The organism is Streptococcus rubneri (assembly GCF_004785935.1).
In the GTDB taxonomy this organism is placed as follows: domain Bacteria; phylum Bacillota; class Bacilli; order Lactobacillales; family Streptococcaceae; genus Streptococcus; species Streptococcus rubneri.
On the sequence record NZ_SRRP01000001.1, the window covers coordinates 302,169 to 326,984 of the forward strand.

A 24,816-nucleotide genomic window follows, 5' to 3' on the forward strand; every position below is an offset into this window, starting at 1 on the left:
TCAGACTTGGCTTTCAAATAAAGAAAAGGAGACCATTATGCCAATTCAAAATAAGACCATGTTAATTACTTACTCAGACAGCTTGGGAAACAACCTCAAGGACCTCTATGAAAATCTGGAGAAATATTTTGGAGATGCAGTCGGTGGGGTTCACCTCTTGCCATTTTTCCCATCAACCGGTGACCGTGGCTTTGCGCCTGTGGACTATGATCAAGTAGATCCAGCCTTTGGAGATTGGGAAGATGTCAAACGCCTGGGCGAAAAGTACTATCTCATGTTTGACTTTATGATCAATCACATTTCCCGTCAGTCTAAATACTACAAAGATTATCAAGAGAAGCATGACCAAAGTGCTTACAAGGATCTTTTCCTAAACTGGGACAAGTTCTGGCCAGAGAATCGTCCAACTCAAGCGGATGTGGACTTGATTTATAAGCGCAAGGATCGAGCTCCCAAGCAAGAAATTACCTTTGCGGATGGGACAACTGAGCATCTCTGGAATACCTTCGGGGAAGAGCAGATTGACCTGGACGTGACCAAGGAAGTGACCATGGACTTTATTCGCAAGACCATCGAACATTTGGCGAGCAATGGTTGTGACCTCATTCGCCTAGATGCTTTTGCCTATGCAGTCAAGAAGTTGGACACCAATGATTTCTTCGTGGAGCCAGACATTTGGGATTTGTTGGATAAGGTGCGCGATATGGCAGCCAGCTACGGTGCTGAGCTCTTGCCAGAGATTCATGAACACTATTCCATCCAATTTAAGATTGCCGATCACGACTATTATGTCTATGACTTTGCCCTTCCAATGGTGACCCTCTATACCCTCTATAGCTCAAAAGTGGAGCGCCTTGCTAAGTGGTTGAAGATGAGTCCGATGAAGCAATTCACGACACTCGACACCCATGATGGGATTGGGGTGGTTGATGTCAAGGATATCTTGACAGATGAAGAAATTGACTATGCATCAAATGAGCTCTACAAGGTAGGAGCAAATGTGAAACGCAAATATTCAACAGCAGAGTACAACAACTTGGACATCTACCAAATCAATTCGACCTACTATTCAGCGCTTGGAGATGATGATCGCAAGTATTTCCTAGCCCGTTTGATTCAAGCCTTTGCGCCAGGCATTCCACAAGTTTATTATGTTGGATTCCTAGCTGGGAAGAATGATTTGGAACTCTTAGAAAACACCAAGGAAGGCCGCAATATCAACCGTCATTACTACAGCAATGAAGAAATCGCCCAAGAAGTAGAGCGACCAGTCGTGCAATCCCTTCTCAAGCTCTTTAGTTTCCGGAACAACTCGCAAGCTTTTGACCTAGAAGGAAGCATTGAAGTGGAAACACCAGATGAACATAGCATTGTCATCACGCGCCAAGACAAAGACCAGACCGCCACAGCAGTAGCACGAATCAATCTTGCTGACGGGACTTACCAAGTGACAGAAAACGGTCAAGACATTGAGTTTTAAAAACAATTGAAGTCAGGCGAGACATGTTTCGGATATTCCCTTTTTGATTGGACAGATTGCTGGAGATTTTATGATTTCACAGTTTTTCTCCAATATTTTTAAAACAAAGGATTTTGCCCCCCTTTCTAGTAGCATCTCTACCCTGCAAGTGATCCTTTTGTTACTTTGACCTTGTCAGGGTCTGACCATTCAAGATCTGCTATGATCTTCGCAAATTTTGTCTCTATCTATCTTAAAAGCTTCGTATGATACTAGGAACTTTGATACAAGAAAGGATAAATATGAGGGACCTCATTCTCTACCAGGAAACATACAAGCAGTTTCATCTGCGAAATGATTTTATTTCTTATATCTTTATGATTTCCCATGATGGGAAGTTGCTCCATCTTTATTATGGACCGACCTTGCCAGAAGGGGATTATCGTCATTTGGTGGAAATGAAGCACCGCCCTATGACCACTTACCGGCGAGAAGGGGATCTTCTGTATTCACTCGAACACCTGCAGCAAGAATTTCCAGAGTTTGGGGCGACAGATTTTCGCCATCCTGCCTTAGAACTGTCTTTGGAAAATGGTTCTCGGCTGACAGATTTTATCTATAAGGATCATGAAATTTCAAATGGAAAACCAAGATTAGAAGGTTTACCAGCAACTTATGTTGAAAATGAGGATGAATGTCAGACCTTGCAAGTCAATCTGACCGATTCGGTGTCGGGTGTGGAGGTGAGTATTCAGTATAGTATTTTCCGAGACTTCCCTGTGATAACGAGAAGTCATCTGATCAACAATCAAGGTTCAAGGCCTCTATCCATCGAAGGAGTAACTAGTCTTTCTTTAGACCTACCTGATCGAAACTATGAGATGATACAGCTTTCTGGAGCGTGGGCTCGTGAAAGGCATATTCATTCCACATTGTTACGTCAAGGAATCCAATCGATTGAATCAACACGTGGAATCTCTAGTCATCTGCACAATCCTTTCATTGCCTTAAAACGGCCAGAAACCACTGAGACTCAAGGGGAGGTTATTGGACTCAGCCTGATTTACTCAGGGAATTTCCTCCTTCAAGCAGAAGTGGATACTTTCGATGTCACCCGACTTCAAGTGGGAATCAATCCCTTCCAATTTTGTTGGAAATTAGCGCCTGGTGCTAGCTTTACAAGTCCAGAAGCAGTTCTGGTATACAGTAGAAATGGTTTAAACGATATGAGTCAAACTTTCCATCGACTTTATCGTACCCGTCTAGCTAGGGGAGAATGGCGAGATAAGGAGCGGCCGATTCTACTAAATAATTGGGAAGCAACTTACTTTGATTTTGATCAGGAAAAACTGCTCAGGATTGCGCAAAATGCCAAAGAAGTTGGTGTCGAATTATTTGTGTTGGATGATGGCTGGTTTGGAAAACGAACCAATGATCGAGTTGGTCTTGGAGATTGGGTTGCCAATTGCGAGCGATTTCCAGATACAATCGGGGCTTTATCAGAGAAAATTCATGATATGGGTTTGAAATTCGGCCTTTGGTTTGAACCGGAAATGGTCAACAAAGATAGCGATCTTTACCGTTCTCATCCAGACTGGATCCTAGAAGTAGCAGGTCATTCACCACGTCATGGACGAAATCAATTTGTCTTAGACTTTAGCCGTGAAGAAGTAGTAGATGCAATTTATGAGCAAATGGCGCGTGTGATTGAAGAGACGAAATTAGACTATATCAAGTGGGATATGAACCGTCCGCTTACAGATGTCTTTTCTAAATCCTTGGCTCCAGATCAGCAAGGAGAAGTGTTTCATCGTTATGTTCTAGGATTATACCACTTATATGATCGTTTAACGACAGCATTCCCTTCTGTTCTCTTTGAATCTTGCGCTTCGGGAGGCGGTAGATTTGATCCAGGTTTGCTTTATTATGCACCCCAAACTTGGACCAGTGACGATACAGATGCAGTTGAACGGCTTAAGATCCAATACGGAACCAGTCTAGTCTATCCACTCTCGACGATGGGAGCACATGTGTCCATTGTCCCTAACCATCAAACCAATCGGATCACACCACTTGCGACAAGGGGAAATGTCGCTTATTTTGGGGTCTTTGGTTACGAGTTGGATCTAGCAGACTTGACGCAGGCTGAGAAGGAAATAGTAAAAGAGCAAATTGCCTTTTACAAAAAAGAGCGATCCCTGATTCATCAAGGAAATTTTTACCGTTTGCGCTCTCCTTTTGACTCAAATCAAGTCGTATGGTCGGTTGTCAGTCAAAATCGTTCCCGAGTGATTCTGGCTCAGTATAAGCTATTGAACGAAGTGAACCGTGCTTATGATCGTGTGTATCTGCAAGGACTGAATGCAGATGCTCTCTATGAAGTGGACGGGAAACAGTTTAAAGGTGCAGAACTGATGTTAGCAGGTTTTAGTCTTTCAGACGCTTCCTGTGGACAGCCTTTAAATCAAGAAAAACTGAGTTGTGATTTTGACTCTCACATTTGGGTGTTTGAGGAAGTAACATAATAAGAGAGGCGAGTATCTAATTTTAGATAGTCGCTTTTAATGATTTATAATTGAAATCGTTTACATAACTATAAAATTATGGTACAATATCCATGAAGAAAGGAGGTCGCTTTATGAAAAAAATCATTTATCCATCTGCGGCCCTATTAACGGCTTTTGCTCTATTATCGGTTCAAACAGCAAAGGCAGACACAGCTCAAGCACCGGATCAAGGCAATGAACCGGCAGCAACAGTAGAGGAGGTTGTGGCTTCTCCAGCTCCAGAAACCTCCACAGAAAATCAGGGAGGGGTGTCAGATACGTCAACTGTGACTGATCGTGAAGCAGTCACAGTAGCTTCCCCAACGGAAACAACAACGGAGACGGCATCTCCTCAAGTGGAAAAACTGCTTGAAGACATGCCTCTCAAGCAAAAGGTAACGCAAATGATCATGCCGGACTTCCGTAAGTGGCAGGAGGCAGGTCAGGAGTCGCCACAAGATCTCACTAAGGTCAATGCTGAAGTGGCAGAGGCTATTGATAAGTATGACTTTGGAGGTGTCATTCTTTTCGCTGAGAATGTGAAAGAAACCAAGCAGACCCTAGCTCTGACCCAAGATATGCAAAAGGCAGCTATTGAAAACAAGGCCAATAACGGGAAGATTCCGCTATTGTTAGCGATTGACCAAGAAGGAGGCATCGTCTATCGATTGGGTAGCGGTACAGCTCTCCCCGGAAATATGGCCATTGGAGCGACCAATGATCCCAAGTTAGCGACAGAAGCTGGAAAAATTATTGGTCGAGAGCTTTCTGCACTAGGTTTGAATGTGGACTTCGCTCCGGTGCTAGATACCAATAACAATCCTCAAAACCCTGTCATTGGGCTTCGTTCCTTCTCCTCTGATCCAAACCGGGTTGCTTACTTAGGTATTCCGATGATGAAAGGGATTCAAGACTACAATGTCGCTGTAGCTGCTAAGCATTTCCCAGGCCACGGGGATACAGCAGTCGATTCCCATACAGGTCTCCCATTGGTGGATAAATCTCTTGCCGAACTTGAAAAATTGGAACTCCTTCCATTCAAAAAAGCCATGGATGCTGGCGTAGACCTCTTGATGACGGCTCATATCCAATACCCACAGATTGAAAAAGATCAGGTTGTGTCAAAAAAAACTGGTGAGAAAATTTATGTTCCAGCGACACTCTCTGATGATATTTTAACGGGCTTGGTACGGAAGAAATACGGCTATAAGGGTGTGATTGTTTCTGATGCCATGGGAATGGATGCTATCGCTAAGAACTTCGGTGAAGTCGAGGCTGTAAAAATGGCCATCAAGGCAGGAGTTGATTTGGTCTTGATGCCAACGTCCCTTCGCAGTAAAACTGATTTAAGCAAGATTGATACCATTGTCGATGAAGTGGTGCGTGCGGTGCAAACGGGTGACATCTCAGAAGAACGTTTAAATGAGTCAGTTCGTCGGATTCTCACCCTCAAAGAAAAACGTGGGGTCCTGAATTTTGATCCGAGTGCTCGGACGGCTGAAAAAGCAGAAGAAGCAGTCGGCTCTACCCTCAATCGTGACTTGGAACGCAAGATTGCAGCAGCAGCGGTGACGGTTGTAAAAAATGAAGACCATACCTTGCCATTTAAGGTTCAAAAAGGAGATCATGTCCTCCTCTTAGGAGCGTTTGAAAATGAAGTCCCTGGACTAAATTTGGGCATGCGTCGCTTAATCGCGGATGGAGTGCTTCCAAAAGATACCTCTTTTGTGGCGAAGAACTTCACCAAAGAATCCACCCTTGATAGTCTAAAAGAAGACCTCGAAAAAGCCACTCACATCGTAGTGATTTCAGAGATCGGTTATGAAGGGCAGCTGGATAAAGATTTCTGGCGAACCAAGATTCCAACTGAAATCGTCCATTATGCCAACACCAACCATAAGAAGGCAGCTGTCCTTTCCATCTCTAAACCTTATGATGTAGCCAACTATCCAGCAGCCAAAGCCATTCTAGCAGTCTATGGAAATAAGGGAATGGATCCGACAGAATCCCTCAAACCAGACAATGCCTTCGGTCCTAATATTCCTGCAGGAGTGGAAGTCATCTTCAATGGTAAGGAACACCTAGGTACCTTGCCGGTGGATATTCCAAAAATTGTAGATGGAAAAATGTCGAAAACAGAGTATGCTTACCGTATTGGTCATGGTCTCTTCTATCCAGCACCTGCTCCATTACCAACACCAGAAGCCCAAGACCCAACTTCACCAGTTCTAGATCCAACCCATCAGACAAAACCAGTAGTGGTTGGAAACACAGAGACACAGGTCCTTCTTAGCAAGCAAGAAAACACAAGCTCTCTTGATGGTCCACAAGTTCGTCCGGTCTCTGTGTCATATGATACTGCTCAGGCTCCTGCAAGTGTATCCGCTAGTCCTGCTTCATCGGAATTGCCAAAGACCGGTCAAACCGAGAACCTCCTAGCCCTTATGGGTGTCAGCCTCTTAACCTTCCTTGTATCTTTTGTCTATCCAAGAAAGAAAAACTAAGGAATGAAGAATCTCAATTGGGTCACTCCCAATTGAGATTTTTTGGTAAAATTTTACTAAAATTAACTCAAAATAGAATGGTATAAGATCTTGATACAGGGCAGGAAAGCTTTATTGTGGGCTTTTTAAAGACAATTTAAAAATAAATAAAATTTTACTAAAAATACTTGAAATTATCCTTTTAATCGTTTATAATACAAGTATAAAAACGTTTACAAAACTAAAAGGAGTTTCTCATGACTACATCAATCACGTCTCAAGATCTACAAGAAAAGTTTCAGGCTGTCTTTGGCGAGAAGGCTGATCATACCTTCTTTTCACCAGGACGGATTAATTTGATCGGTGAACACACAGACTACAACGGAGGGCATGTCTTCCCAGCAGCCATTACGCTTGGTACCTACGGGGCAGCAAGAAAGCGTGAGGATAAGGTCTTGCGTTTCTTCTCAGGAAATTTTGAAGACAAGGGAATCATTGAAGTCCCACTGGATCATCTTCGTTTTGAAAAAGAGCACAACTGGACCAACTATCCAAAAGGTGTGCTTCATTTCTTGCAAGAAGCGGGACACGTCATTGATAGCGGCATGGACATCTATGTCTACGGCAATATTCCTAATGGATCAGGCCTCTCCTCTTCAGCTTCCTTAGAGCTCTTGATTGGCGTCATCGCTGAGAAACTATTTGATCTTCAGTTAGACCGCTTAGATCTGGTTAAGATCGGGAAACAAACCGAAAATCACTTCATCGGGGTTAATTCTGGTATCATGGACCAATTTGCCATCGGTATGGGGGCTGATCAACGGGCTATTTATCTCGATACCAACACCCTAGAATATGATTTGGTACCGCTCGACCTTAAAGACAATGTCGTGGTCATCATGAATACCAACAAACGCCGGGAATTAGCGGATTCCAAATACAATGAACGCCGTGCAGAATGTGAAACCGCCGTCTCTGAACTCCAAGAAAAACTAGACATCCAAACCTTAGGGGAATTGGATCTCTGGGCTTTTGATGCTTACAGCTACTTGATCAAGGATGAAAATCGCATCAAACGGGCTCGTCATGCTGTACTTGAGAACCAGCGGACCCTCCAAGCACGCAAGGCGCTTGAAGCAGGTGATTTGGAAGGCTTTGGCCGTCTCATGAATGCTTCCCACGTATCTTTGGAGCATGACTACCAAGTGACTGGTCTAGAATTGGATACCTTAGTGCATACAGCTTGGGAACAAGAAGGAGTGCTTGGTGCTCGTATGACCGGAGCAGGCTTTGGTGGTTGCGCCATCGCCCTTGTCAACAAAGATAAGGTTGAGGCTTTTGAGGAAGCTGTCGGCAAACGCTATGAGGAAATCGTTGGCTATGCGCCAAGTTTCTACATTGCAGAGGTTGCTGCGGGGACACGGGTGCTTGATTAAAAAGGAGATAGGATGACAGAACTGGTATTAGATGCATTTGTCACAGCCGTCATTGCGGCAAGTGACTATGAAGAGATGGATCGGATTTATCTAAAAAACCGCGTTATGAGTCGCATTGGAGAAGAAGGGCTAGACGCCCCAGCTCATCAGGCTGACTTGATCGCACTCAAAGATCAGCTGGTGGAAATCGCTGTTGCGAATAGTAAGATCCAAGATAGCATGGCCGCAAAGGACAGCTTGGGAGCAGAGTTGATGGATTGGATCACCCCCAGTCCTAGTCAGGTCAACCGCTATTTCTGGGAGACTTACGGTCAGTCCAAGGAAGACGCGATTGCTGATTTCTATGCCCTCTCTAAGTGCAATGATTACATCAAGGTCAAGGCGATTGCGCAAAATATCGCTTTTGAGGCAGAAACTCCCTATGGCTCCCTTGAGATCACCATCAATCTGTCAAAACCTGAAAAAGATCCTAAAGACATCGCAGCGGCCAAGCTGGCTAAAGCTAGTCATTATCCAGCCTGCCAACTGTGCTTTGAAAATGAAGGCTATCAAGGTCGCCTAGACCATCCTGCCCGTGCCAATCATCGGATCATCCGCTTTGACATGAACGGTCATGACTGGGGCTTTCAATATTCCCCTTATGCCTACTTCAATGAACACTGCATTTTTCTCGATAGCCAGCATGTTCCTATGGCCATTAGCCGCAAGACCTTTGAGCGACTCTTGACCATTGTAGAGACTTTTCCAGGCTATTTTGCAGGCTCCAATGCAGATCTACCTATTGTAGGAGGATCCATCCTGACTCATGACCATTATCAAGGCGGACGTTACACCTTCCCTATGGAGCTGGCAGAGCTTGACCAAACCTTTACCATTCCTAGCTTCGAAGAGGTTCAAGTGGGCATCGTTCGTTGGCCAATGTCTGTCTTGCGTCTGCAGTCAGATAATAAGGAAGAGCTGATTAACTTGGCAGATCATATTTTAGCAAGCTGGCGAGGTTACTCGGATCCAGCTGTGCAAGTCTTAGCCACATCTGACGGTCAACCCCATCATACCATTACTCCCATTGCACGAATCCGCGATGGGCATTATGAACTGGACTTGGTGCTCCGTGACAACCAAACCTCACCAGAGCATCCAGATGGCATTTACCACCCACATGCGGATGTCCAACACATCAAAAAAGAAAATATCGGCCTGATCGAGGTCATGGGTCTAGCCATTTTGCCTCCTCGTCTCAAAGAAGAGCTCAAGCAGGTTCAAGACTATCTACTTGGACGTGAAAACACTGTAGCGACCTACCACCAAGAATGGGCAGATGACTTGAAAGCTACTCACCCATCCATCATAGACGAAGCAGAGGCAGAAGCCATTGTTCGTGAATCAGTTGGTCAAATCTTTGCGCGCGTGCTCGAAGATGCCGGTGTCTACAAGCGAACAGCAGAAGGCCAAGCAGCCTTTGGACGCTTTGTCGCGACACTTTAAGTGTGGAGAAGAGGCAGAAATTTGGTACAATAAGAGAGAAGACAAAGAAGCGAAAGGAAAACAAATGGCAATACTCGTACTCGGAGGAGCTGGCTATATCGGTTCCCACATGGTAGACCGTTTGGTCAATGAAGGACAGGAAAAAGTCGTCGTGGTCGATAGTCTGGTCACAGGACACCGTGCAGCGGTGCATCCAGATGCCGTCTTTTACCAAGGAGACCTAGCGGACCAAGACTTCATGCGCACGGTTTTTAAGGAACATGCAGATATCGATGCAGTCATCCACTTTGCGGCCTACTCACTAGTCGCAGAATCTATGGCAGATCCATTGAAGTATTTTGATAACAATACAGCTGGCATGGTCAAACTCTTGGAAGTCATGCATGAATGTGGGGTGCACTACATCGTCTTTTCTTCAACTGCTGCCACTTACGGTATTCCAGAAGAAATTCCGATTCTTGAAACCACTCCACAAAAACCGATTAATCCCTATGGCGAAAGCAAGCTCATGATGGAAACTATTATGCGCTGGGCCGATCAAGCATACGGCATCAAGTATGTGCCCCTTCGTTACTTTAATGTAGCGGGTGCTAAGCCAGATGGATCGATTGGCGAAGACCACGGACCAGAGACCCACCTCTTGCCAATCGTCTTACAAGTAGCCCAAGGCAAACGCGATAAGATCTCTATTTTTGGAGATGACTACAATACACCAGATGGGACCAATGTTCGGGACTATGTCCATCCATTTGACTTGGCAGATGCCCATCTGCTTGCGGTGGAGTATCTACGAAATGGCAACCCATCGACTGCCTTTAATCTGGGCTCATCGACCGGATTCTCTAATCTTCAAATCGTTGAAGCAGCCCGCAAGGTGACGGGACATCCGATCCCACTTGAGATTGCTGATCGTAGACCAGGAGATCCTGATACCCTGATTGCATCCTCTGAGAAGGCGCGTGCAATTCTCGGCTGGCAACCAAAATTTGATAATATCGAGACCATCATCCAAACAGCCTGGGCATGGCATTCCAGCCACCCAGATGGCTACAATGATCGATAAGAAGAAAACTCAAGTCAGTTGGCTTGAGTTTTTTTAGTGTGGAACAAAGGTATTAGTCATGCCACAACTAGGTTTTTTCTATGTGAATAATGGAGTTAAGGATTATGACCTTCAGAATTAGCCAAGGTGGACCCAAAATTTAAGAAGTGTATCGATGCAATGGATCAAGAAGCGTTAGAAGTGGCCTACCCAGAACTTAAAACATTGATCTCCATGGCTCATGTGAATCCATTTGCACAACTATTTAAATCTGAAACAGAGCGAGCTAATGATCATTACCTACTAGACCGCTATTTCCTTTTAGATAGTCAAAAAATGCTCAGTTGACGAGATCCCGCCTTTCAAACTAAATATGATTATTATATAATTGAAGAAGGAATTGATCCTTTTACAGGTAAACCTGCTACACAGGAAGAAATCAATCGTGTAAAAAATATCAAGAAGGTGAGGGCTTTTACTGATACCCTCCAACTAGCAAGTACCTTGTATACCAATTATGTTGGATATAATCAGTACTACAATAAACCCTACACAACTTTCTCAGATGTATTTAGTAAGGTGAAAGGGGAAACACCTGTCTTCAATAGGAAACTAGTAATTACTGAGGTGAACCTTAAGGTAGATATCAATGGTAAAACTATAACAGAAACCACTAAGGACGACTCTTTGGTTGAAAGTTGGAATCGTAATACTTCTGAATTGAAAATGTATAAGATGGATGACTTAGCAAATCTCAAACATACAGAGAACTTTACTGAGTAGTCTATGATTCATATCAAAAATTTCAATCGTTGTCAGACCTTTTAAATTCTGAGGTTCATAATTTTTACCCTCACATTTATAAAGAATTCGAGGCAGTTGTTACAGGTCAAAAAGAAGAATCAGACTTTGGCGGTAATATGCTAAATATTGATATAGGCAAAGAAGAGACAGAAGTATACTATCAGATGGATGATGAAAGTCTTGGAGGCCCCTTGCTTTATTCCTACAAATGAACTTTATAAATTGGTTTTAGAATGGAAAGAAATGGAAGAAAGAATGAAAAGTGGGGCAGATGGTTTTCCAGTGACTTTAAAGGATTGAAATTGAAGTAATCCCCCAAATAATGGAGAAGTGATGAACAATAAAGAATTAGAAGATTTATTTTATAAAGTCCCTGAAGAGATTGATTATGCAGATCTATTGGAAGATGTTGATCTAGAAGATGTGCCTGAAGAAACGATTCAAAAGTTGACTTCATTATTGTCTAGTGATGATGATTTTTTGCGCTATAAATCTTCTAGCTTGTTGACAATTTGGGGGATAAAAGAAGGCTTTGATGTGTTGACTCAGATGTTCAGTCAAGGGCAATTAGAAGGGATGATTTCGCATCGTCTGTATGGCTATGATGATACCAATCGGATCATATTAGATGCCCTTATAAGTTATTGGGCTAATCAGTCAGATAAAGGTGATGGTGATACAGCAAGGCAAGATATATTTCCTTATGTCTGTCAAATTATAGAGCAGGCGGGAAACAGTTATTATCATCTTTCATATTTTTACTACTTAGTGGAAGATCATGTTTTTTCTGAATACATCCCCTACTTGAAATACTTCCTTGCAACCATTTTGGACAAACCTGAGGATAATTATTGGCGAATTCATGATACTCTGAAGCTATTCTTAAAGGTAGAGCCTGATTATGTAACACAGTTATTAAGAGAGAAGCAAAAATCACTAACAGATTTTGGAATTTAGGATGGTAGCAATGGTTAACTTGATAGCATAGCTTTGTCAGGGAAGGCCTTGCTATTTAGAATAATATCACTTATAATATAGGTAACGAGTAAGCATAAAAAGTGAGGTCATCAAAATGAATAAAACAATAAAAACAGTAGCCATCTTGTTTACAGCTGGTCTTTTATTAGCTGGTTGCGTACAAAAAGACAATACGAAGGCGACAACTGAATCAACAACTAAATCTACGACTAAAGCGCCAGCTGAATCAAAAACGAAAGAGTCGTCTAAAGAAAAATCATCTTCTTCAACAACTGTTGATACGAAAGAAGATTCAAAAGCAGGTGCTCAAAAAACCGTTCTTGAAATTAGCGATGAAAATGGTAAATCAGTAATGACATTATATTACAAGGGAGATACTTTATTAGTACAAGAAAAGGTAGATGATTATAATATCGCAAATATGGATGGTGAGACAACTCTTCAAGGACTAAAAGCAAGTGTTGCTAATAGCGAAGAAAAATTCAAAGATGTTTTGGGGAAAGGGTTTGAACTTAAATCAGAATACAAGGATGGTATCTTCTATATCTCCAATACAATTGATTATACTAAGGTTGATTTGAAAAAATTACAAGAAATTGTACCGGGCTTTCAACCTCTGGAAGACAATACAATTAGTTATTCTACAACAAAAGATAGTTTCATTAAGAGCGGTTATGTAGAAAAATAATGTTTAGATTTCCTAAACGGTTTTGCACCCCAAAAGTTAGACTGAAAACTCTAACTTTTGGGGTGTTTTGTTATGAAGGCCTCTTTTGGGTTAGAAGCAATATATCGAAGTTTTTGATGGAAACGGGTAGATTTGGAATATGCTATAGAGGAAACACTCGGAGATACTTACCAGTATCGCTATCGGATTATCAAGTAAAGTAGGAGCAAACATGTCAAACTATTTGGTCAAAAAAATACTCCAGTTGAGAGAACGAGGCTTTGTACAGATTACCAAAAAAACTCTAGTCTCTCTTTTTCCATTCTTTCTTTTTTCAGCTATTATCGGAGTGATTTCCCAGTCTTTGTTTTCGGAGCCTGGTTATATCAATCATTTTTTTCGATTACGGATTGGTTTCCTATCTTTCGCCTCCTTTCTCAAGTTTGTCAAACTTATCCAGTTTTTTAGGTGGTTTAGCTGGCTCTTTAGATAGTTACTTTGCTGGGAAGTACATCTATCAGAATCAAGCAGAAAGCTACACCGAGATTACCGTTACAGGAGAAGATGCGCAACACTCGGACCTTCCGACCAATGATGAAGTGGTTGCCTTGATCAAGCAACATATTGAAAGCCAGGATTATCAAAATCGTCGGGAGCAGAAGAATCCGAATTAAATCATATATACTAAGAAGGTTTTACACAAGTTATTAGGTGTAGCCTTCTTTTTTGGTATAATATAAAGAGAAAAGTACAGCTATCAAGGATGACACAAAAGGAGAAACTTATGAAACGAAAAGAGAAATTAGGAGCCGTCATTCTCCTAGCAGCAGGACTTGTCACGGTTGCTTGTAGTAAACGGACTCCAAGGCACTCTACTCAGTTAAGTAGCTCATCATCTGTATCTAGTCAAGTGACATCTAGTAAAAATGATTCTAAAAAAGAAAATAAGCAGGCCTACAAGAAATTGTACCAACCGGTTTTTGATGATTACAAAAAAATATTTTCCACTCCTAATGACAAATCTGCGATTACAAATCTTTATGAAAGCTTACATGCAACTGAGCGACAAATGAATCGTTGGGCAATTGAGAATGCAGTCAACAATGCAAGTGAAATGCGCTATGCCTTTGCAGATTTAAATAACGATGGGATAGAGGAATTTCTGATTGCGGACCTAAATTTGAGTGGCAAATATTTATTAACCGGAATTTACTATTTACAAGCTGGGAAGCCAGTCTTATTAGCAGAAGGTTTTATGTCTAAGCTTGACGGCGGAAATAGAAGCGCAACGATTATTTATAAAGGTGGCCAAGTCCTTGAACTAAGCTGGACCTCGGGTACAGATATAGGCTATGGAATTTTGTATCAACTTAATGCCAAGCAAGAGACTGCTAAAAAGCTCCAAGAAAAAGAGATTCAAATACAAGCAAATGATATTGCCGCTGATTTTGGAAAAAATGCATCGGATCAAATTGACTTAAGAGGCCTCGATTGGCAGGAATTTGAAGTTCCAAGTCGTTCAACTAAGTCAATAACTGAGCAAAAAGCACCATGGAATCAAAGCAAATCTGCTAAGCTAGAAGCTTTTATAAAGGACTGGGGGGAAAGACTAGGACAGCCCAATTACCAAAAGGGGATCGCAGGAGGAGATGTCGGACCTGACCGCCTCTATACACTTAGGGATGATGGACCAAGTGAGAAAATGAATGCTGAGTACTCGGATACAGGTCTAGGAAATGCTCAGTACCGAATTGTAGAGCGTTATAGCAATTGGGATAAGTACCCGGATGTTCATAGTTACTTCTTTGCGATAACCAATACAGGAGAAGCGATTGTCTTTCATTCACCGACGACTAATGGTGGGGTCATGTACTTAAAACCAACAGAAAATACAGAAATCCAAGCGGAGTTTAAACGTTTGGTGGAAGAAGAATAATCCATCATAATGGAGAGTTTGGCCTTAGCCAAGCTCTTTTTCTTATATATGATTTCAAATCAAAATCGTTGACAGATGTAATATCTAGCATTACAATATTATAATAATGATTACACTCTTATAAAAAGTGAGATAAGGATCTTAGCTTTTAAGGAGATGGTGAGGAAGAATATGATTGAATATAAACATGTAGTCCTGTGTTACACGGATACAGACATTTTAAAAGATGTCAATCTCTGTATTGAAGATGGAGAATTTATGGTCTTGGTAGGCCCTTCAGGATCTGGAAAAACCACCATGCTCAAGATGATCAATCGTCTTTTGGAGCCGACAGATGGCAATATTTATATGGACGGAAAACGCATCAAGGACTATGATGAACGAGAGTTACGTCTTTCTATTGGTTATGTTTTGCAGGCCATTGCTCTCTTTCCAAATCTAACTGTCGCTGAGAATATTGCTTTAATTCCAGAGATGAAAGGGTGGACTAAAAGCCAAATAGCCTCTAAAACAGAAGAACTCCTGGACAAGGTTGGTCTGCCTGCTGCAGAGTATGCAAATCGCAAGCCAAGTGAGTTATCTGGTGGGGAACAACAACGGATTGGCATTGTGCGGGCCATCATTGCAGAGCCAAAGATTCTATTGATGGACGAGCCCTTTTCAGCCTTGGATGCCATTTCCCGCAAGCAGTTGCAGGCTCTTACCAAAGACTTGCACAAAGAATTTGGTATGACGACTATTTTCGTGACTCATGATACGGACGAGGCCTTGAAATTAGGCGATCGGATTGCGGTACTACAAGAAGGAGAGATTGTGCAGGTGGCGGATTCTGATAGCATTCTAGCCCAACCAGCCAACGACTTTGTTGCGGATTTATTTGGAGGTGCTCACCATGTCTAAACTACTTGCAACCTTTCAAGAACGCTTTGGAGACTGGCTCACTGCACTGGGACAACATTTGCAACTGTCATTACTGACCTTACTCCTTGCGATTTTTCTGGCGGTCCCTCTGGCTATTTATTTAAGTACACGCAAGAGAGCCAGCAACTGGGTTTTACAGGTAGCTGGGATCTTCCAGACTATTCCTTCCATGGCCCTTTTGGGGCTCTTCATTCCCATCATGGGAATCGGGACGCTTCCGGCCTTGACAGCTCTCGTCATCTATGCCATTTTTCCCATTCTTCAAAATACCATCACCGGTTTACAAGGGATTGATCCAAGCCTTGAAGAAGCGGGAACCGCCTTTGGGATGACCAAGTGGGAGCGCTTGAAGAAGTTCGAGATTCCCTTGGCCATGCCCGTTATCATGTCTGGGATTCGGACAGCAGCTGTGATGATTATCGGGACGGCTACTCTAGCTGCCTTGATTGGAGCAGGGGGACTCGGTTCCTTTATCCTTCTAGGGATTGACCGCAATAATGCCAGTCTGATTTTGATCGGTGCCCTGTCTTCTGCCTTCTTAGCCATCGCCTTTAACCTTCTTCTCAAATGGATGGAAAAGGCCAAATTGCGGACCATCTTTGTGTCCTTTGCGGTCATGATCCTGGGATTGGGGGCTAGCTATACACCAAGTCTTCTTCCCAAACCGGAAAAAGAAAACCTGGTCATTGCTGGGAAGTTGGGTCCTGAACCGGAAATTCTAGCCAATATGTACAAGATTTTGATCGAAGAAAACACAGACATGACAGTGACTGTTAAACCAAATTTTGGCAAGACCACCTTCCTCTATGAAGCTCTGAAAAAAGGGGATATTGCTATCTATCCAGAGTTTACAGGGACTGTGACCGAAAGTCTCCTCAAGCCGGCGCCGCAAGTCGACCATGATCCAGAAGCAGTCTATCAAGCGGCTCGAGATGGGATCAGGAAACAAGACCACCTGGCCTTGCTCAAACCCATGGCTTATCAGAATACCTATGCTGTCGCGGTACCTAAGAAAATTGCCCAAGAGTATGGCCTCAAGACCATTTCAGATTTGAAAAAGGTGGAAGGACAACTCAAGGCAGGGTTTACCTTGGAGTTTAATGATCGAGAGGATGGGAACAAGGGCTTGCAGAAGGTTTACGGACTCCATCTACAAGTCTCCACCATGGAGCCAGCCCTTCGTTACCAGGCTATCCAGTCCGGTGATATCCAGATCACAGATGCTTATTCAACGGATGCCGAACTTGCTCGCTATGACCTCGTGGTCCTCCAAGATGACAAGCAACTCTTCCCGCCATATCAAGGAGCTCCCCTCATGAAAGAAGCTCTTCTTAAGAAACATCCAGAATTGGAAGGGATTCTCAATCAGTTAGCTGGTAAAATCACAGCAGAGCAAATGAGCCAGATGAACTACCAAGTAGGAGTAGAAGGCAAGTCAGCTAATCAAGTGGCGCGTGACTTTTTGACTCAGGAAGGGATGATTGAGAAATAATGTCACTTAAACTAGAAATATAAGTCACGTTATTTAAGTTACTTCAGATTGAAGGCAAAATAATTTTAGAAACTATTCTTAGCTGAGTACGGACGTCAGCGAACTTCTACGAAGTTCCATGACTAATTATTGAGCCTAAGGTCTCAATAATTCCGAGTGCCTGAAACAATTGTGTTTCAGGCACTTTTTTCACAGCGAAAAGTTTCTCAACTTTTTAAATGACTAAAAAAGTCATTTTATAAAAATAATCTAGCTGTTTTATGTAAAAGAATAGTTTGTCTATATTTAAAAGTAACTTATTTAATTTGCCTTCTAAGGTTTTCTCTAAGAACCAAAACTATCTAGTTGTTGAAGGTTAGCAAGAAGGACTAGAATTAATGATTTACAAACCACTAGAGGTTGGGCATGTTGCCCACCTCTTTTTGTGATATACTAGAGTAGTTTTTGAGACTTGTAGGGGCAATATCCTCTAGCCTTGAGGAGCTTTTTTTAATTCCCGAACGTTTTTAGGAAAATTTCAGAAAAATCTTGACTTCTATAAAAATAGGCGTATGATTGGTTGTGAACCGTTGAACAATCATATTCAAGAGAATCCCTGATGTCGACTAAGGGATCTGTGAAAGGAGAAGCAGTTCAAATTAAAAATCTATAGAGCGTTGCGTCCGAAAGTCTAAACAGACACGGCTCTTTAAAAACAAAAGGAGAAGATTATGAAAACAGAACCGATTCATCGTACCAGTATGTGGAAATTTAAGTTAAGTGCTGCCACCATGACTTTGATTCCCGCTGCCGTGGGGATTAACTATGTTGCCAAAGCCTTGGCGGAGGGGTTAAAGTTGCCCGTTTGGCTGGGGTCTTTGGGAACCTTTCTTGCCAGCATGTTGGCTGGGCCGGTTGCCGGTGCCATCAGTGGTTTCATCAACAACGTGATCTATGGGCTGACCTTATCGCCAATTTCAACCGTGTATGCGATTACCAGCATCGGAATTGGGATTACTGTCGGAGTTTTGCACGCCAATGGGTGGTTCTTGTCAGTGCGACGAGTATTTGTTTCTGCTATTATTATTGCCATCGTTTCAGCTGTCATTTCAACGCCACTCAACGTCATCTTTTGGGGTGGTCAGACCGGTATCGCTTGGGGTGACTCATTGTTTGCGGTAATGGTCGCCAATCATGCACCAGTGTGGCTGGCCTCATTTACCGATGAGTTTGTCTTGGATATTTTGGATAAAGTCTGCGTGTCCTACATGGCATTCTTCATCTATCGTCAGCTGCCGAAGAGGATGGTGCACTTCTTTAGCGGTGATAAATGATGACTGATCAAACATTGATTTCTGGAGCGCCACGGGTAAAGCTCAAGTGGTACCAGGTGATCGATCCGATTACTAAGCTCTTGTTCATCTTGGACATGACGTTGTTGAGCTTTGCCAGTATGAATTTATTGTTTCAGGCCGGATTAATTCTTGTCGCAACACTGCTATTGTTATTTTCCAAATTGAGTTCTACCATCTTTAAGGCGCTGGGATTCAGCCTGTTTCTGATTTGCACCATGCTGATCATCCAAGGGTTATTTTACAGTCGGAATCAAACTGTGCTGTTTTCTGTGCTTGGGGTGTCGTTCTACAAAGAAGGCCTGATTTACGCCACCACACTGGGTTGTCGAGTATTGGTGATTATTTTGACCAGTGGCTTTTTTATGGTGACCACGAGTATTTCAGAAAACGCGGCCTATTTGGAACTGTCCGGATTGTCTTATAAAACCGTCTACGTTCTGATGTCGGTGTGTTATATTTTGCCGGAAATGATGCGCAATATGCGGAAAATCCAGCAGGCACAAAAAGTTCGCGGAACCAATCCGCAAAAAACGTTGATTCAGAAATTAAAGTCAGTCCTGCCGGTTCTAATTCCATTGGTGATTAAGACCTTGGATCAATCGATGGCGCGGTCGATTTCTCTCCAATTGAGAGGTTTTGATAATCCCAACCGGACTGTCAGAACCTCCCAGCGCGTGTATCGCCTGTCGCGGACGCTGCACATTGGTCTGACTGGATTGGCAATTTTATTGATTGGGTGGAAGATATGGACGAAGATAAACGGATTATAATTGAAAATTTGACCACCCGTTATCCGGGTACTGAGCAACCACAACTGCGTCAGATTAACGCGGAGGTTCATACCGGCCAGGTGGTTGGGATTATCGGGAATAGCCACTCCGGCAAATCGACTTTGTGCCGTGTGCTGGCAGGGGTCATTCCCAAAATTGTGTCTGCTGAGATTGAGGGCGACTGGCACATGTTTGGCCAGCGAGTGTCCGACAATTGGCTCGTTTATAATGCCATGAATGGAGTTGTACTGCAAAATCCAGCTGGCCAACTAAGCGGGTTGGCAGACACGGTTGCCGATGAAATCGCCTTTGACTTGATTAATCAGGGAATGGCTGAAGGACTGATTCAAAAACGGGTTGAAGAAGTTGCCACGCAAATGGGGCTGATTGAACAGCTGAATTTGCGTCCCGAGAGCCTTTCCGGTGGTCAGATCCAGCGGTTGGCAATTGCCACGGCGATTGTGGCTAATCCGGCTGTTTTGATTATGGATGATCCGACCAGTCAGATGGATCCCCTTGGCCGCCGGCAATTTTTCCAATGGCTGGCCCAAGTCAAAGAGACGACTGTCTTCATTGTCACCAGTGAAATTGACGATTTGTGCGAAGTCGCCGACGTTGTGTGGGTGCTGCACGAGGGTCAAATGGTAGCCCAGGGCAGGCCGGGTGAGGTGTTTAATCATTTGGCAGCTGACTGGCAGATTCCAGCCCCGACAATCCAGCAACTTGCTCAAAAAATGGATTGGCACTTGGCTGATGGCCGGTATCCGGTGAATGACGCTGAACTGAAGGAGGTTTTTTATGTCCATAATTGAACTGAACCACCTGACGTTCACTTATCCGGAACGGTCCTTTAGCTTGGATGTTGAAGACAAACACTTCGCCGATCCGATGGTGGCGATTGTCGGCCAAAATGGTGCCGGCAAATCAACGCTCTTCAAATTGTTGACGGGCTTGCTGACACCACAAACCGGTGTGATTAAGATCGATGGAGAAAATTTTAATGATCTTAAACCAGTCGAAAAGTTACTGAAGGTTGGGATTACTTTTCAGAATCCTGACGATCAGCTTTTCAACCCGACCGTTCAACGAGAGGTGGAGTGGAGTGTCGCGCAGGTCATGGATGACCACGACACGATTACGAGGCGGGCTTTAGCGGCTCTAAAAAGAGTTGGCTTGGATGATAAAACAGCTGAAAGTCCATATGACCTGTCATTGTCGGAACGCAAGCTGTTGAGCGTTGCCACAGTTTTGGCAGTGGATCCGGCGATTTATTTATTTGATGAGCCGATGATGTCGCTTGATTGGGAAAGCCGGCGCAAGTTGACCGCAATTTTCCATCAGTTGGCTGATTCGGGCCACCAAGTTGTGACCATCACCCATGACATGGATTGGGTCGCCGCCGAGTTTGAGTCGGTGTATGTTATGGAACACGGGAAGTTTGGCTTCGCCGGCAGTCCACGGGAATTGTTCAGCGATCACGAACTTGTCCAGCGAGTGGGATTACTACCACCGCGGATTATGGACATAGCGGAGTCGCTGGGTGATTCACAGACATATTTATCGGTTAATGATTATTACCAGAAAAATCGAGATGTATAGAAAAAGTCACCTCTGCGGGTTTTCCAGGTTGAAGGATTAACTTCAGCTTCTGGCAAGAACTCACATGGGTGACTTTTGTGTTTAATAACGTTTCACGATCATCGGGTGCTTCCTCAGATAACTCGGTTTGATTTTACTTTGTTTCATGGTCATAATCATATACCATTTCTTTTGGATCTTTTGTTTGACTAATACAAAATAGGTCTTCATAGGTCTTCGCATTTTTAGCGCCCATTAGGATCATCAGTATAATTTTCTGAATTAGGAGACTGTCCCATCACTATTCGAACTTCGTCTCCCAACTTACGCTGTTCCCATTCATCCGTGAATCCTTTAAATCGCAATTCTGGAACTTTCTTTTTAACTGAATCATCTATTTTCGCCATAGTCCCCACCATTTTATTGGTTTTTCTTGTTCTTCTATCCTTTTTTGATCTTTGATTTGTTCCTGCAAATTTTCCAACTTCTCTTTAAGAGCGTTCACTTCATCTTTATATTGATTGTCTAAGTGTTTGAATTCTGTTTCCTGTGAGGGCATTTTGAGGGCTTTTAAGTTATCATTTTCCGCCTTGTATTCTTCTAGCAACTTTTTATCTTGCAAGGCTAATCGTTGTTGCTGGTCTAACAAATTAGTTAGTTTTTCTATTTGTTGGTCTTTGCTACTTATTTGTTGGTCTTTTGTATTTGATTTGCTACTACTTTCTACTTTACCTAAAATTATTTTTTCTGCTTTAGAATTTATTAGATTAGACCCATTGGAACTTTTAAGGTGCCAGTAACTATCTCTTTGGTTTGGTCAATTCCGTTATTTATCTGATACTTGCCTTACAGAGCAAGTTCTATGGTGAAGTGTTAACGACACTCTACTTTACCGTCATGCAACCTATTGGTCTCTTTGTTTGGATCTACCAAGCCCAGTTCAAAAAGGAAGAGCAAGAGTTTGTTGCTCGTAAGCTGGATGCGGTAGGCTGGACCAAGTACTTGTCGATCAGTGCCATTTGGTGGCTGGTATTTGGCTATATTTACCAATCAGTTGGGGCCAATCGTCCGTATCGGGATTCCATTACGGATGCAACAAATGGTGTTGGCCAACTCTTAATGACAGCTGTTTACCGTGAACAGTGGATTTTCTGGGCAGCGACCAACGTTTTCTCTATCTACCTTTGGTGGGTAGAGAGCCTTCAAATTCAAGGGAAATACTTCATTTACTTAATCAACAGTCTAGTTGGTTGGTACCAATGGAGCAAGGCAGCTAAGAAAGCTTAATAACCGTTTGAATTAATTTATCAAGAGGACCGAGAGGTCCTCTTTGTTTGAAAAATCGAGCTCTATTTGTGATATACTAGAGTAGTTTTTGAGACTTGAAAATAATGTGTTTTCTAGTTCAAATTTATAAAAAGAAAAGGAGAGAACATGGATATCTTTCTTAAGAGCATATCGGGGATCCTGGTCATTCTGGGGATGATATTAGTGGGCTTTGTCATAGGTGAAAAAGGCTGGTTTGATGACAAGTCACGTGGCTTGATCGCAAAATTAGTTACTCAAATCGCTCTGCCCTGCTATATGCTTTATACCATTACACAGCGTTTTACAGCGGCTGACCTCCTAAAAATGTTGCCAGCATTGCGGTTTCCTGCCCTGTCTATGGTCGTTTTGCTTGGAATAGCGACAGCAGTAGCCAGGATCTTTATAGTGAGACGGGACCGCCGTGGCCTCTTTATTTCCATGTTCTTTAACTCCAATACGATTTTTGTGGGGCTCCCCATTAACCAAGCCCTTTTCGGGGATGGCAGTATTCCCTACGTTCTGATCTATTACATGTGTAATACGACCTTTTTCTGGACCTTGGGGACCTACTTGATCCAGCGGGATGGCGAAGGAGAAGCTCAGTTTGATCTCAAAACGAGTGTGAAAAAAGTCTTTTCACCTCCTCTGATGGGCTTCATCTTGGGACTAGTCATGGTGATGCTGCAGATAAAGCTCCCTGCATTTCTAGCCAGTGATTTGCAGTATCTGGGCAATTTAACAACCCCCTTATCCATGATTTTCATCGGTTTGTCGGTATCTCATGTAGGCGTGAAGCAGTTGGTGCTTGGAAAAGATCAGCTCCTCATTCTACTAGGACGCTTCGTGGTTGCTCCACTACTAATGGCGACCATTGTTTACTGGGCGCCTCTACCAAGTTTGATGAAGCAAGTCTTTATCATCCAGTCTGCCATGCCTGTGATGACCAATGCGCCAGTCGTTGCCAGACTCTACGGAGCTGATAGTGATTACGCAGCGGTCATGGTGACAGAGACGACCCTTGCTACCATGGTGGTCATTCCGATACTCATGATGTTGATGGCTTGATAAATAGAAAATACAAAAACTCAAGTTTTCATTGATAAAACTTGAGTTTTTCTTATATGAGGGCTAACAAAATGGTAAGAATCAGAGCGATTCCCAATCGAATGACGTGGTGGGCTAGATGGAAGTTTTCTTTGTGCTTGCCATTCCAATAGGCTCCGTAGCAAATCAAGCTAACTCCGATCAGCCAAATGAATAAAGCAACAATCGGCAAAAAGAAGTAGAGGAAGAGAGACAAAGTTGCAAGGCTACTTCCTAGAAAAAGTAGGTAAATTCCAAGGGTCTTCTTGCCCTTTTTTAATTCGGAAAGGCTGACTAATAAATGAAGAAGAGCAAAAGCAAGGGCTAAGAAGGCTGTAATAATGTTGAAAATGTAATAAAGTGGCATATTTGTTTTCTTTCTAGGATAATTAAAGTAAATGTAATGTGATAGTGTTAAGAACTTAAGACTTTAACTTACCTTAGTTTGAGGGTCTTCTTATGAAGAACCATGAATGAAAGCACAAGATTAACAATGATAAGGATTAAAGTGATAAAAGAGTACCAATAAAGATTGATTGGTACGTTATTTTTGAGATAGAATAGAGAAAATAAACTCGTAAAAATGCCAGTTAGCAATCCCGGCACATATTTTCGAATAACAATTGTCTGAATAAGATGTCCGAACACATGATAGATATAAGCGATTACGATGGTTGTGTAAATGGTATAGTTGTTAAATTGGTAACTAAGATAAAGTGTTATCATTAGAAGTAAAAGTTGCTCCATGACAATAGCATTGAAAGCAAAAGGGGTGTAAAAAGTGAAGATTTGTTTATATGGAATTTGTAATGATATTTTTTTGACAAAAGATGGCATCCATATGATTTCTTCCAGTTCATGAAGCATGAATAAACTCGGAAAAAGGAAATAAAATAGTAAGGTAGACATGAAAGCTAGTCCTTTCTAGATAACAGGAGGTTCATTTAGAGTTTGCGTGCAGTATCTCCAAATAAAACTGGATGACTTCTTGCTCGGTGTAGGACTTACCCTTTTTTAGCCACCAGCTGAGAGTTTCAATGAAGTGGCTGACAACCAGGTGCTTGAGATAGGAGTGAGGAATGTTGGGGTATGCTTGAATCAGTTCATCTGCTATCATGGGATAGACGTCATGTTCCAGTTCTTTTTTCAGTTGCCGGATAAAATAATCGTTTTTTGAAAGCAAAAGACTGGTTACATGGTCTTGATTTTTCTTGAAATGCTGAAAGATATGGGCTAGGTAGTCTTGGGGAGAGAGCTGATCATCTCGCTCAAAGAGGTGGTGAAAGAGTTTTTGGCAGAGCTCATCCAGTAGTAACTCTTTGCTCTCATAATGGCTGTAAAAGCTCGAACGTCCCACATCGGCTAAGTCAATGATTTCTTGAACCGTGATGGCCTCGTAGTCTTTTTGGTTGAGTAATTGTAAAAAAGCTTGATAGATAGCTTTTCGAGTTTTGGTGATGCGACGATCCTGTGTTGTCATATGGACACTTTGAA

At 42.7% G+C, this 24,816-nt stretch carries 21 protein-coding genes and 5 pseudogenes; 21 read left to right on the forward strand and 5 right to left on the reverse strand.

Translation table 11 applies throughout. The features are described 5' to 3' along the window. Positions 1 to 37 precede the first annotated feature (37 nt). The 19 genes and pseudogenes from gtfA to E5S68_RS01710 all read left to right on the forward strand — a co-directional run bounded on the left by gtfA (position 38) and on the right by E5S68_RS01710 (position 20,952). Positions 38 to 1,480: a sucrose phosphorylase gene (gene gtfA / locus E5S68_RS01625; RefSeq protein ID WP_135782083.1), complete on the forward strand. Its 1,443-nt coding sequence runs from the start codon at positions 38 to 40 to the stop codon at positions 1,478 to 1,480. A 281-nt stretch (positions 1,481 to 1,761) separates the two neighbouring features. Next, on the forward strand, positions 1,762 to 3,984 hold the full coding sequence (locus E5S68_RS01630) for an alpha-galactosidase (protein ID WP_135782084.1): 2,223 nt from the start codon (positions 1,762 to 1,764) through the stop codon (positions 3,982 to 3,984). A gap of 113 nt (positions 3,985 to 4,097) precedes the next feature. After that, positions 4,098 to 6,509 carry a glycoside hydrolase family 3 N-terminal domain-containing protein gene (locus E5S68_RS01635; protein WP_135782085.1) on the forward strand — a complete coding sequence of 804 codons (2,412 nt, stop codon included), beginning with the start codon at positions 4,098 to 4,100 and terminating at the stop codon, positions 6,507 to 6,509. A 236-nt stretch (positions 6,510 to 6,745) separates the two neighbouring features. Then, the gene (locus E5S68_RS01640; RefSeq protein ID WP_234697738.1) at positions 6,746 to 7,924 is read left to right on the forward strand and encodes a galactokinase; all 1,179 of its coding nucleotides are present in this window, start codon (positions 6,746 to 6,748) and stop codon (positions 7,922 to 7,924) included. 12 nt (positions 7,925 to 7,936) lie between these two features. Continuing rightward, positions 7,937 to 9,409, forward strand: coding sequence for a UDP-glucose--hexose-1-phosphate uridylyltransferase (gene galT, locus E5S68_RS01645; RefSeq protein ID WP_135782086.1), 1,473 nt, complete (start codon positions 7,937 to 7,939; stop codon positions 9,407 to 9,409). Between the two features lie 64 nt (positions 9,410 to 9,473). Continuing rightward, on the forward strand, positions 9,474 to 10,472 hold the full coding sequence (gene galE / locus E5S68_RS01650) for a UDP-glucose 4-epimerase GalE (protein WP_135782087.1): 999 nt from the start codon (positions 9,474 to 9,476) through the stop codon (positions 10,470 to 10,472). Positions 10,473 to 10,598: 126 nt separating this feature from the next. Beyond that, positions 10,599 to 10,799: a hypothetical protein gene (locus E5S68_RS10640; RefSeq protein WP_234697737.1), complete on the forward strand. Its 201-nt coding sequence runs from the start codon at positions 10,599 to 10,601 to the stop codon at positions 10,797 to 10,799. A 464-nt stretch (positions 10,800 to 11,263) separates the two neighbouring features. Beyond that, positions 11,264 to 11,555: pseudogene (locus E5S68_RS10645) on the forward strand (hypothetical protein). Between the two features lie 33 nt (positions 11,556 to 11,588). Beyond that, complete coding sequence (locus E5S68_RS01665; RefSeq protein WP_135782088.1) at positions 11,589 to 12,212, forward strand: hypothetical protein; 624 nt, start codon at positions 11,589 to 11,591, stop codon at positions 12,210 to 12,212. 115 nt (positions 12,213 to 12,327) lie between these two features. Beyond that, positions 12,328 to 12,921 (forward strand): DUF1307 domain-containing protein, encoded by a 594-nt coding sequence (locus E5S68_RS01670; RefSeq protein WP_135782089.1) that lies wholly within the window; start codon positions 12,328 to 12,330, stop codon positions 12,919 to 12,921. Positions 12,922 to 13,132: 211 nt separating this feature from the next. After that, positions 13,133 to 13,412 (forward strand): annotated as a pseudogene (locus E5S68_RS10830) (PTS sugar transporter subunit IIC); the annotation flags it as partial. After that, positions 13,392 to 13,574: pseudogene (locus E5S68_RS10605) on the forward strand (alpha/beta hydrolase); the annotation flags it as partial. The pseudogenes E5S68_RS10830 and E5S68_RS10605, both read left to right, overlap by 21 nt. Before the next feature lie 110 nt (positions 13,575 to 13,684). Further along, positions 13,685 to 14,836 (forward strand): DUF4767 domain-containing protein, encoded by a 1,152-nt coding sequence (locus E5S68_RS01680; RefSeq protein WP_135782090.1) that lies wholly within the window; start codon positions 13,685 to 13,687, stop codon positions 14,834 to 14,836. 171 nt (positions 14,837 to 15,007) lie between these two features. Next, positions 15,008 to 15,736, forward strand: a complete 729-nt coding sequence (locus tag E5S68_RS01685) for an ABC transporter ATP-binding protein (protein WP_135782091.1) — start codon at positions 15,008 to 15,010, stop codon at positions 15,734 to 15,736. After that, complete coding sequence (locus E5S68_RS01690; RefSeq protein ID WP_135782092.1) at positions 15,729 to 17,249, forward strand: ABC transporter permease/substrate-binding protein; 1,521 nt, start codon at positions 15,729 to 15,731, stop codon at positions 17,247 to 17,249. Before E5S68_RS01685 ends, E5S68_RS01690 begins: the two co-directional genes overlap by 8 nt. A 710-nt stretch (positions 17,250 to 17,959) precedes the next feature. Then, positions 17,960 to 18,562 carry an ECF transporter S component gene (locus E5S68_RS01695; RefSeq protein ID WP_135782093.1) on the forward strand — a complete coding sequence of 201 codons (603 nt, stop codon included), beginning with the start codon at positions 17,960 to 17,962 and terminating at the stop codon, positions 18,560 to 18,562. Next, positions 18,562 to 19,353 carry an energy-coupling factor transporter transmembrane component T gene (locus E5S68_RS01700; RefSeq protein WP_182280183.1) on the forward strand — a complete coding sequence of 264 codons (792 nt, stop codon included), beginning with the start codon at positions 18,562 to 18,564 and terminating at the stop codon, positions 19,351 to 19,353. Before E5S68_RS01695 ends, E5S68_RS01700 begins: the two co-directional genes overlap by 1 nt. After that, the gene (locus tag E5S68_RS01705) at positions 19,329 to 20,165 is read left to right on the forward strand and encodes an ABC transporter ATP-binding protein (protein ID WP_135782094.1); all 837 of its coding nucleotides are present in this window, start codon (positions 19,329 to 19,331) and stop codon (positions 20,163 to 20,165) included. The genes E5S68_RS01700 and E5S68_RS01705 overlap by 25 nt, the downstream gene beginning before the upstream one ends. Continuing rightward, on the forward strand, positions 20,152 to 20,952 hold the full coding sequence (locus tag E5S68_RS01710; RefSeq protein WP_135782095.1) for an energy-coupling factor ABC transporter ATP-binding protein: 801 nt from the start codon (positions 20,152 to 20,154) through the stop codon (positions 20,950 to 20,952). The genes E5S68_RS01705 and E5S68_RS01710 overlap by 14 nt, the downstream gene beginning before the upstream one ends. Before the next feature lie 224 nt (positions 20,953 to 21,176). Here E5S68_RS01710 and E5S68_RS01715 read toward each other — a convergent pair whose 3' ends face one another. Further along, on the reverse strand, positions 21,177 to 21,338 hold the full coding sequence (locus E5S68_RS01715; protein WP_001062367.1) for a hypothetical protein: 162 nt from the start codon (positions 21,336 to 21,338) through the stop codon (positions 21,177 to 21,179). Then, positions 21,326 to 21,631 (reverse strand): annotated as a pseudogene (locus E5S68_RS01720) (DNA-binding protein); the annotation flags it as partial. The gene E5S68_RS01715 and the pseudogene E5S68_RS01720, both read right to left, overlap by 13 nt. Positions 21,632 to 21,723: 92 nt before the next feature. Here E5S68_RS01720 and pnuC point away from each other — a divergent pair. After that, a pseudogene (gene pnuC, locus E5S68_RS01725) lies at positions 21,724 to 22,218 on the forward strand (nicotinamide riboside transporter PnuC); the annotation flags it as partial. 147 nt (positions 22,219 to 22,365) lie between these two features. Continuing rightward, complete coding sequence (locus E5S68_RS01730; RefSeq protein ID WP_135782097.1) at positions 22,366 to 23,304, forward strand: AEC family transporter; 939 nt, start codon at positions 22,366 to 22,368, stop codon at positions 23,302 to 23,304. A gap of 52 nt (positions 23,305 to 23,356) precedes the next feature. Here E5S68_RS01730 and E5S68_RS01735 read toward each other — a convergent pair whose 3' ends face one another. The 3 genes from E5S68_RS01735 to E5S68_RS01745 form a co-directional block, all read right to left on the reverse strand. After that, positions 23,357 to 23,689: a glucuronide permease gene (locus tag E5S68_RS01735; RefSeq protein WP_135782098.1), complete on the reverse strand. Its 333-nt coding sequence runs from the start codon at positions 23,687 to 23,689 to the stop codon at positions 23,357 to 23,359. Positions 23,690 to 23,757: 68 nt separating this feature from the next. Continuing rightward, entirely contained in the window at positions 23,758 to 24,231 is a 474-nt protein-coding gene (locus E5S68_RS01740) for an HXXEE domain-containing protein (RefSeq protein ID WP_135782099.1), read from the reverse strand. A 31-nt stretch (positions 24,232 to 24,262) separates the two neighbouring features. Further along, on the reverse strand, positions 24,263 to 24,802 hold the full coding sequence (locus tag E5S68_RS01745; RefSeq protein ID WP_229104719.1) for a TetR/AcrR family transcriptional regulator: 540 nt from the start codon (positions 24,800 to 24,802) through the stop codon (positions 24,263 to 24,265). Between the last annotated feature and the right edge of the window lie 14 nt (positions 24,803 to 24,816).

Excerpts from the sequence above, each read along its gene's own strand:
- E5S68_RS01705 (WP_135782094.1), top strand. The coding sequence starts at position 19,329 with ATGGACGAAGATAAACGGATTATAATTGAAAATTTGACCACCCGTTAT.
- E5S68_RS01670 (WP_135782089.1), top strand. The coding sequence starts at position 12,328 with ATGAATAAAACAATAAAAACAGTAGCCATCTTGTTTACAGCTGGTCTT.
- E5S68_RS01665 (WP_135782088.1), top strand. The coding sequence starts at position 11,589 with ATGAACAATAAAGAATTAGAAGATTTATTTTATAAAGTCCCTGAAGAG.
- E5S68_RS01690 (WP_135782092.1), top strand. The coding sequence starts at position 15,729 with ATGTCTAAACTACTTGCAACCTTTCAAGAACGCTTTGGAGACTGGCTC.
- E5S68_RS01730 (WP_135782097.1), top strand. The coding sequence starts at position 22,366 with ATGGATATCTTTCTTAAGAGCATATCGGGGATCCTGGTCATTCTGGGG.
- E5S68_RS01710 (WP_135782095.1), top strand. The coding sequence starts at position 20,152 with ATGTCCATAATTGAACTGAACCACCTGACGTTCACTTATCCGGAACGG.
- E5S68_RS01745 (WP_229104719.1), bottom strand. The coding sequence starts at position 24,802 with ATGACAACACAGGATCGTCGCATCACCAAAACTCGAAAAGCTATCTAT.
- E5S68_RS01715 (WP_001062367.1), bottom strand. The coding sequence starts at position 21,338 with ATGGCGAAAATAGATGATTCAGTTAAAAAGAAAGTTCCAGAATTGCGA.
- E5S68_RS01680 (WP_135782090.1), top strand. The coding sequence starts at position 13,685 with ATGAAACGAAAAGAGAAATTAGGAGCCGTCATTCTCCTAGCAGCAGGA.
- E5S68_RS01685 (WP_135782091.1), top strand. The coding sequence starts at position 15,008 with ATGATTGAATATAAACATGTAGTCCTGTGTTACACGGATACAGACATT.
- gtfA (WP_135782083.1), top strand. The coding sequence starts at position 38 with ATGCCAATTCAAAATAAGACCATGTTAATTACTTACTCAGACAGCTTG.
- E5S68_RS01695 (WP_135782093.1), top strand. The coding sequence starts at position 17,960 with ATGAAAACAGAACCGATTCATCGTACCAGTATGTGGAAATTTAAGTTA.
- E5S68_RS01700 (WP_182280183.1), top strand. The coding sequence starts at position 18,562 with ATGACTGATCAAACATTGATTTCTGGAGCGCCACGGGTAAAGCTCAAG.
- galT (WP_135782086.1), top strand. The coding sequence starts at position 7,937 with ATGACAGAACTGGTATTAGATGCATTTGTCACAGCCGTCATTGCGGCA.
- E5S68_RS01740 (WP_135782099.1), bottom strand. The coding sequence starts at position 24,231 with ATGTCTACCTTACTATTTTATTTCCTTTTTCCGAGTTTATTCATGCTT.
- galE (WP_135782087.1), top strand. The coding sequence starts at position 9,474 with ATGGCAATACTCGTACTCGGAGGAGCTGGCTATATCGGTTCCCACATG.
- E5S68_RS01735 (WP_135782098.1), bottom strand. The coding sequence starts at position 23,689 with ATGCCACTTTATTACATTTTCAACATTATTACAGCCTTCTTAGCCCTT.
- E5S68_RS01640 (WP_234697738.1), top strand. The coding sequence starts at position 6,746 with ATGACTACATCAATCACGTCTCAAGATCTACAAGAAAAGTTTCAGGCT.
- E5S68_RS01635 (WP_135782085.1), top strand. The coding sequence starts at position 4,098 with ATGAAAAAAATCATTTATCCATCTGCGGCCCTATTAACGGCTTTTGCT.
- E5S68_RS01630 (WP_135782084.1), top strand. The coding sequence starts at position 1,762 with ATGAGGGACCTCATTCTCTACCAGGAAACATACAAGCAGTTTCATCTG.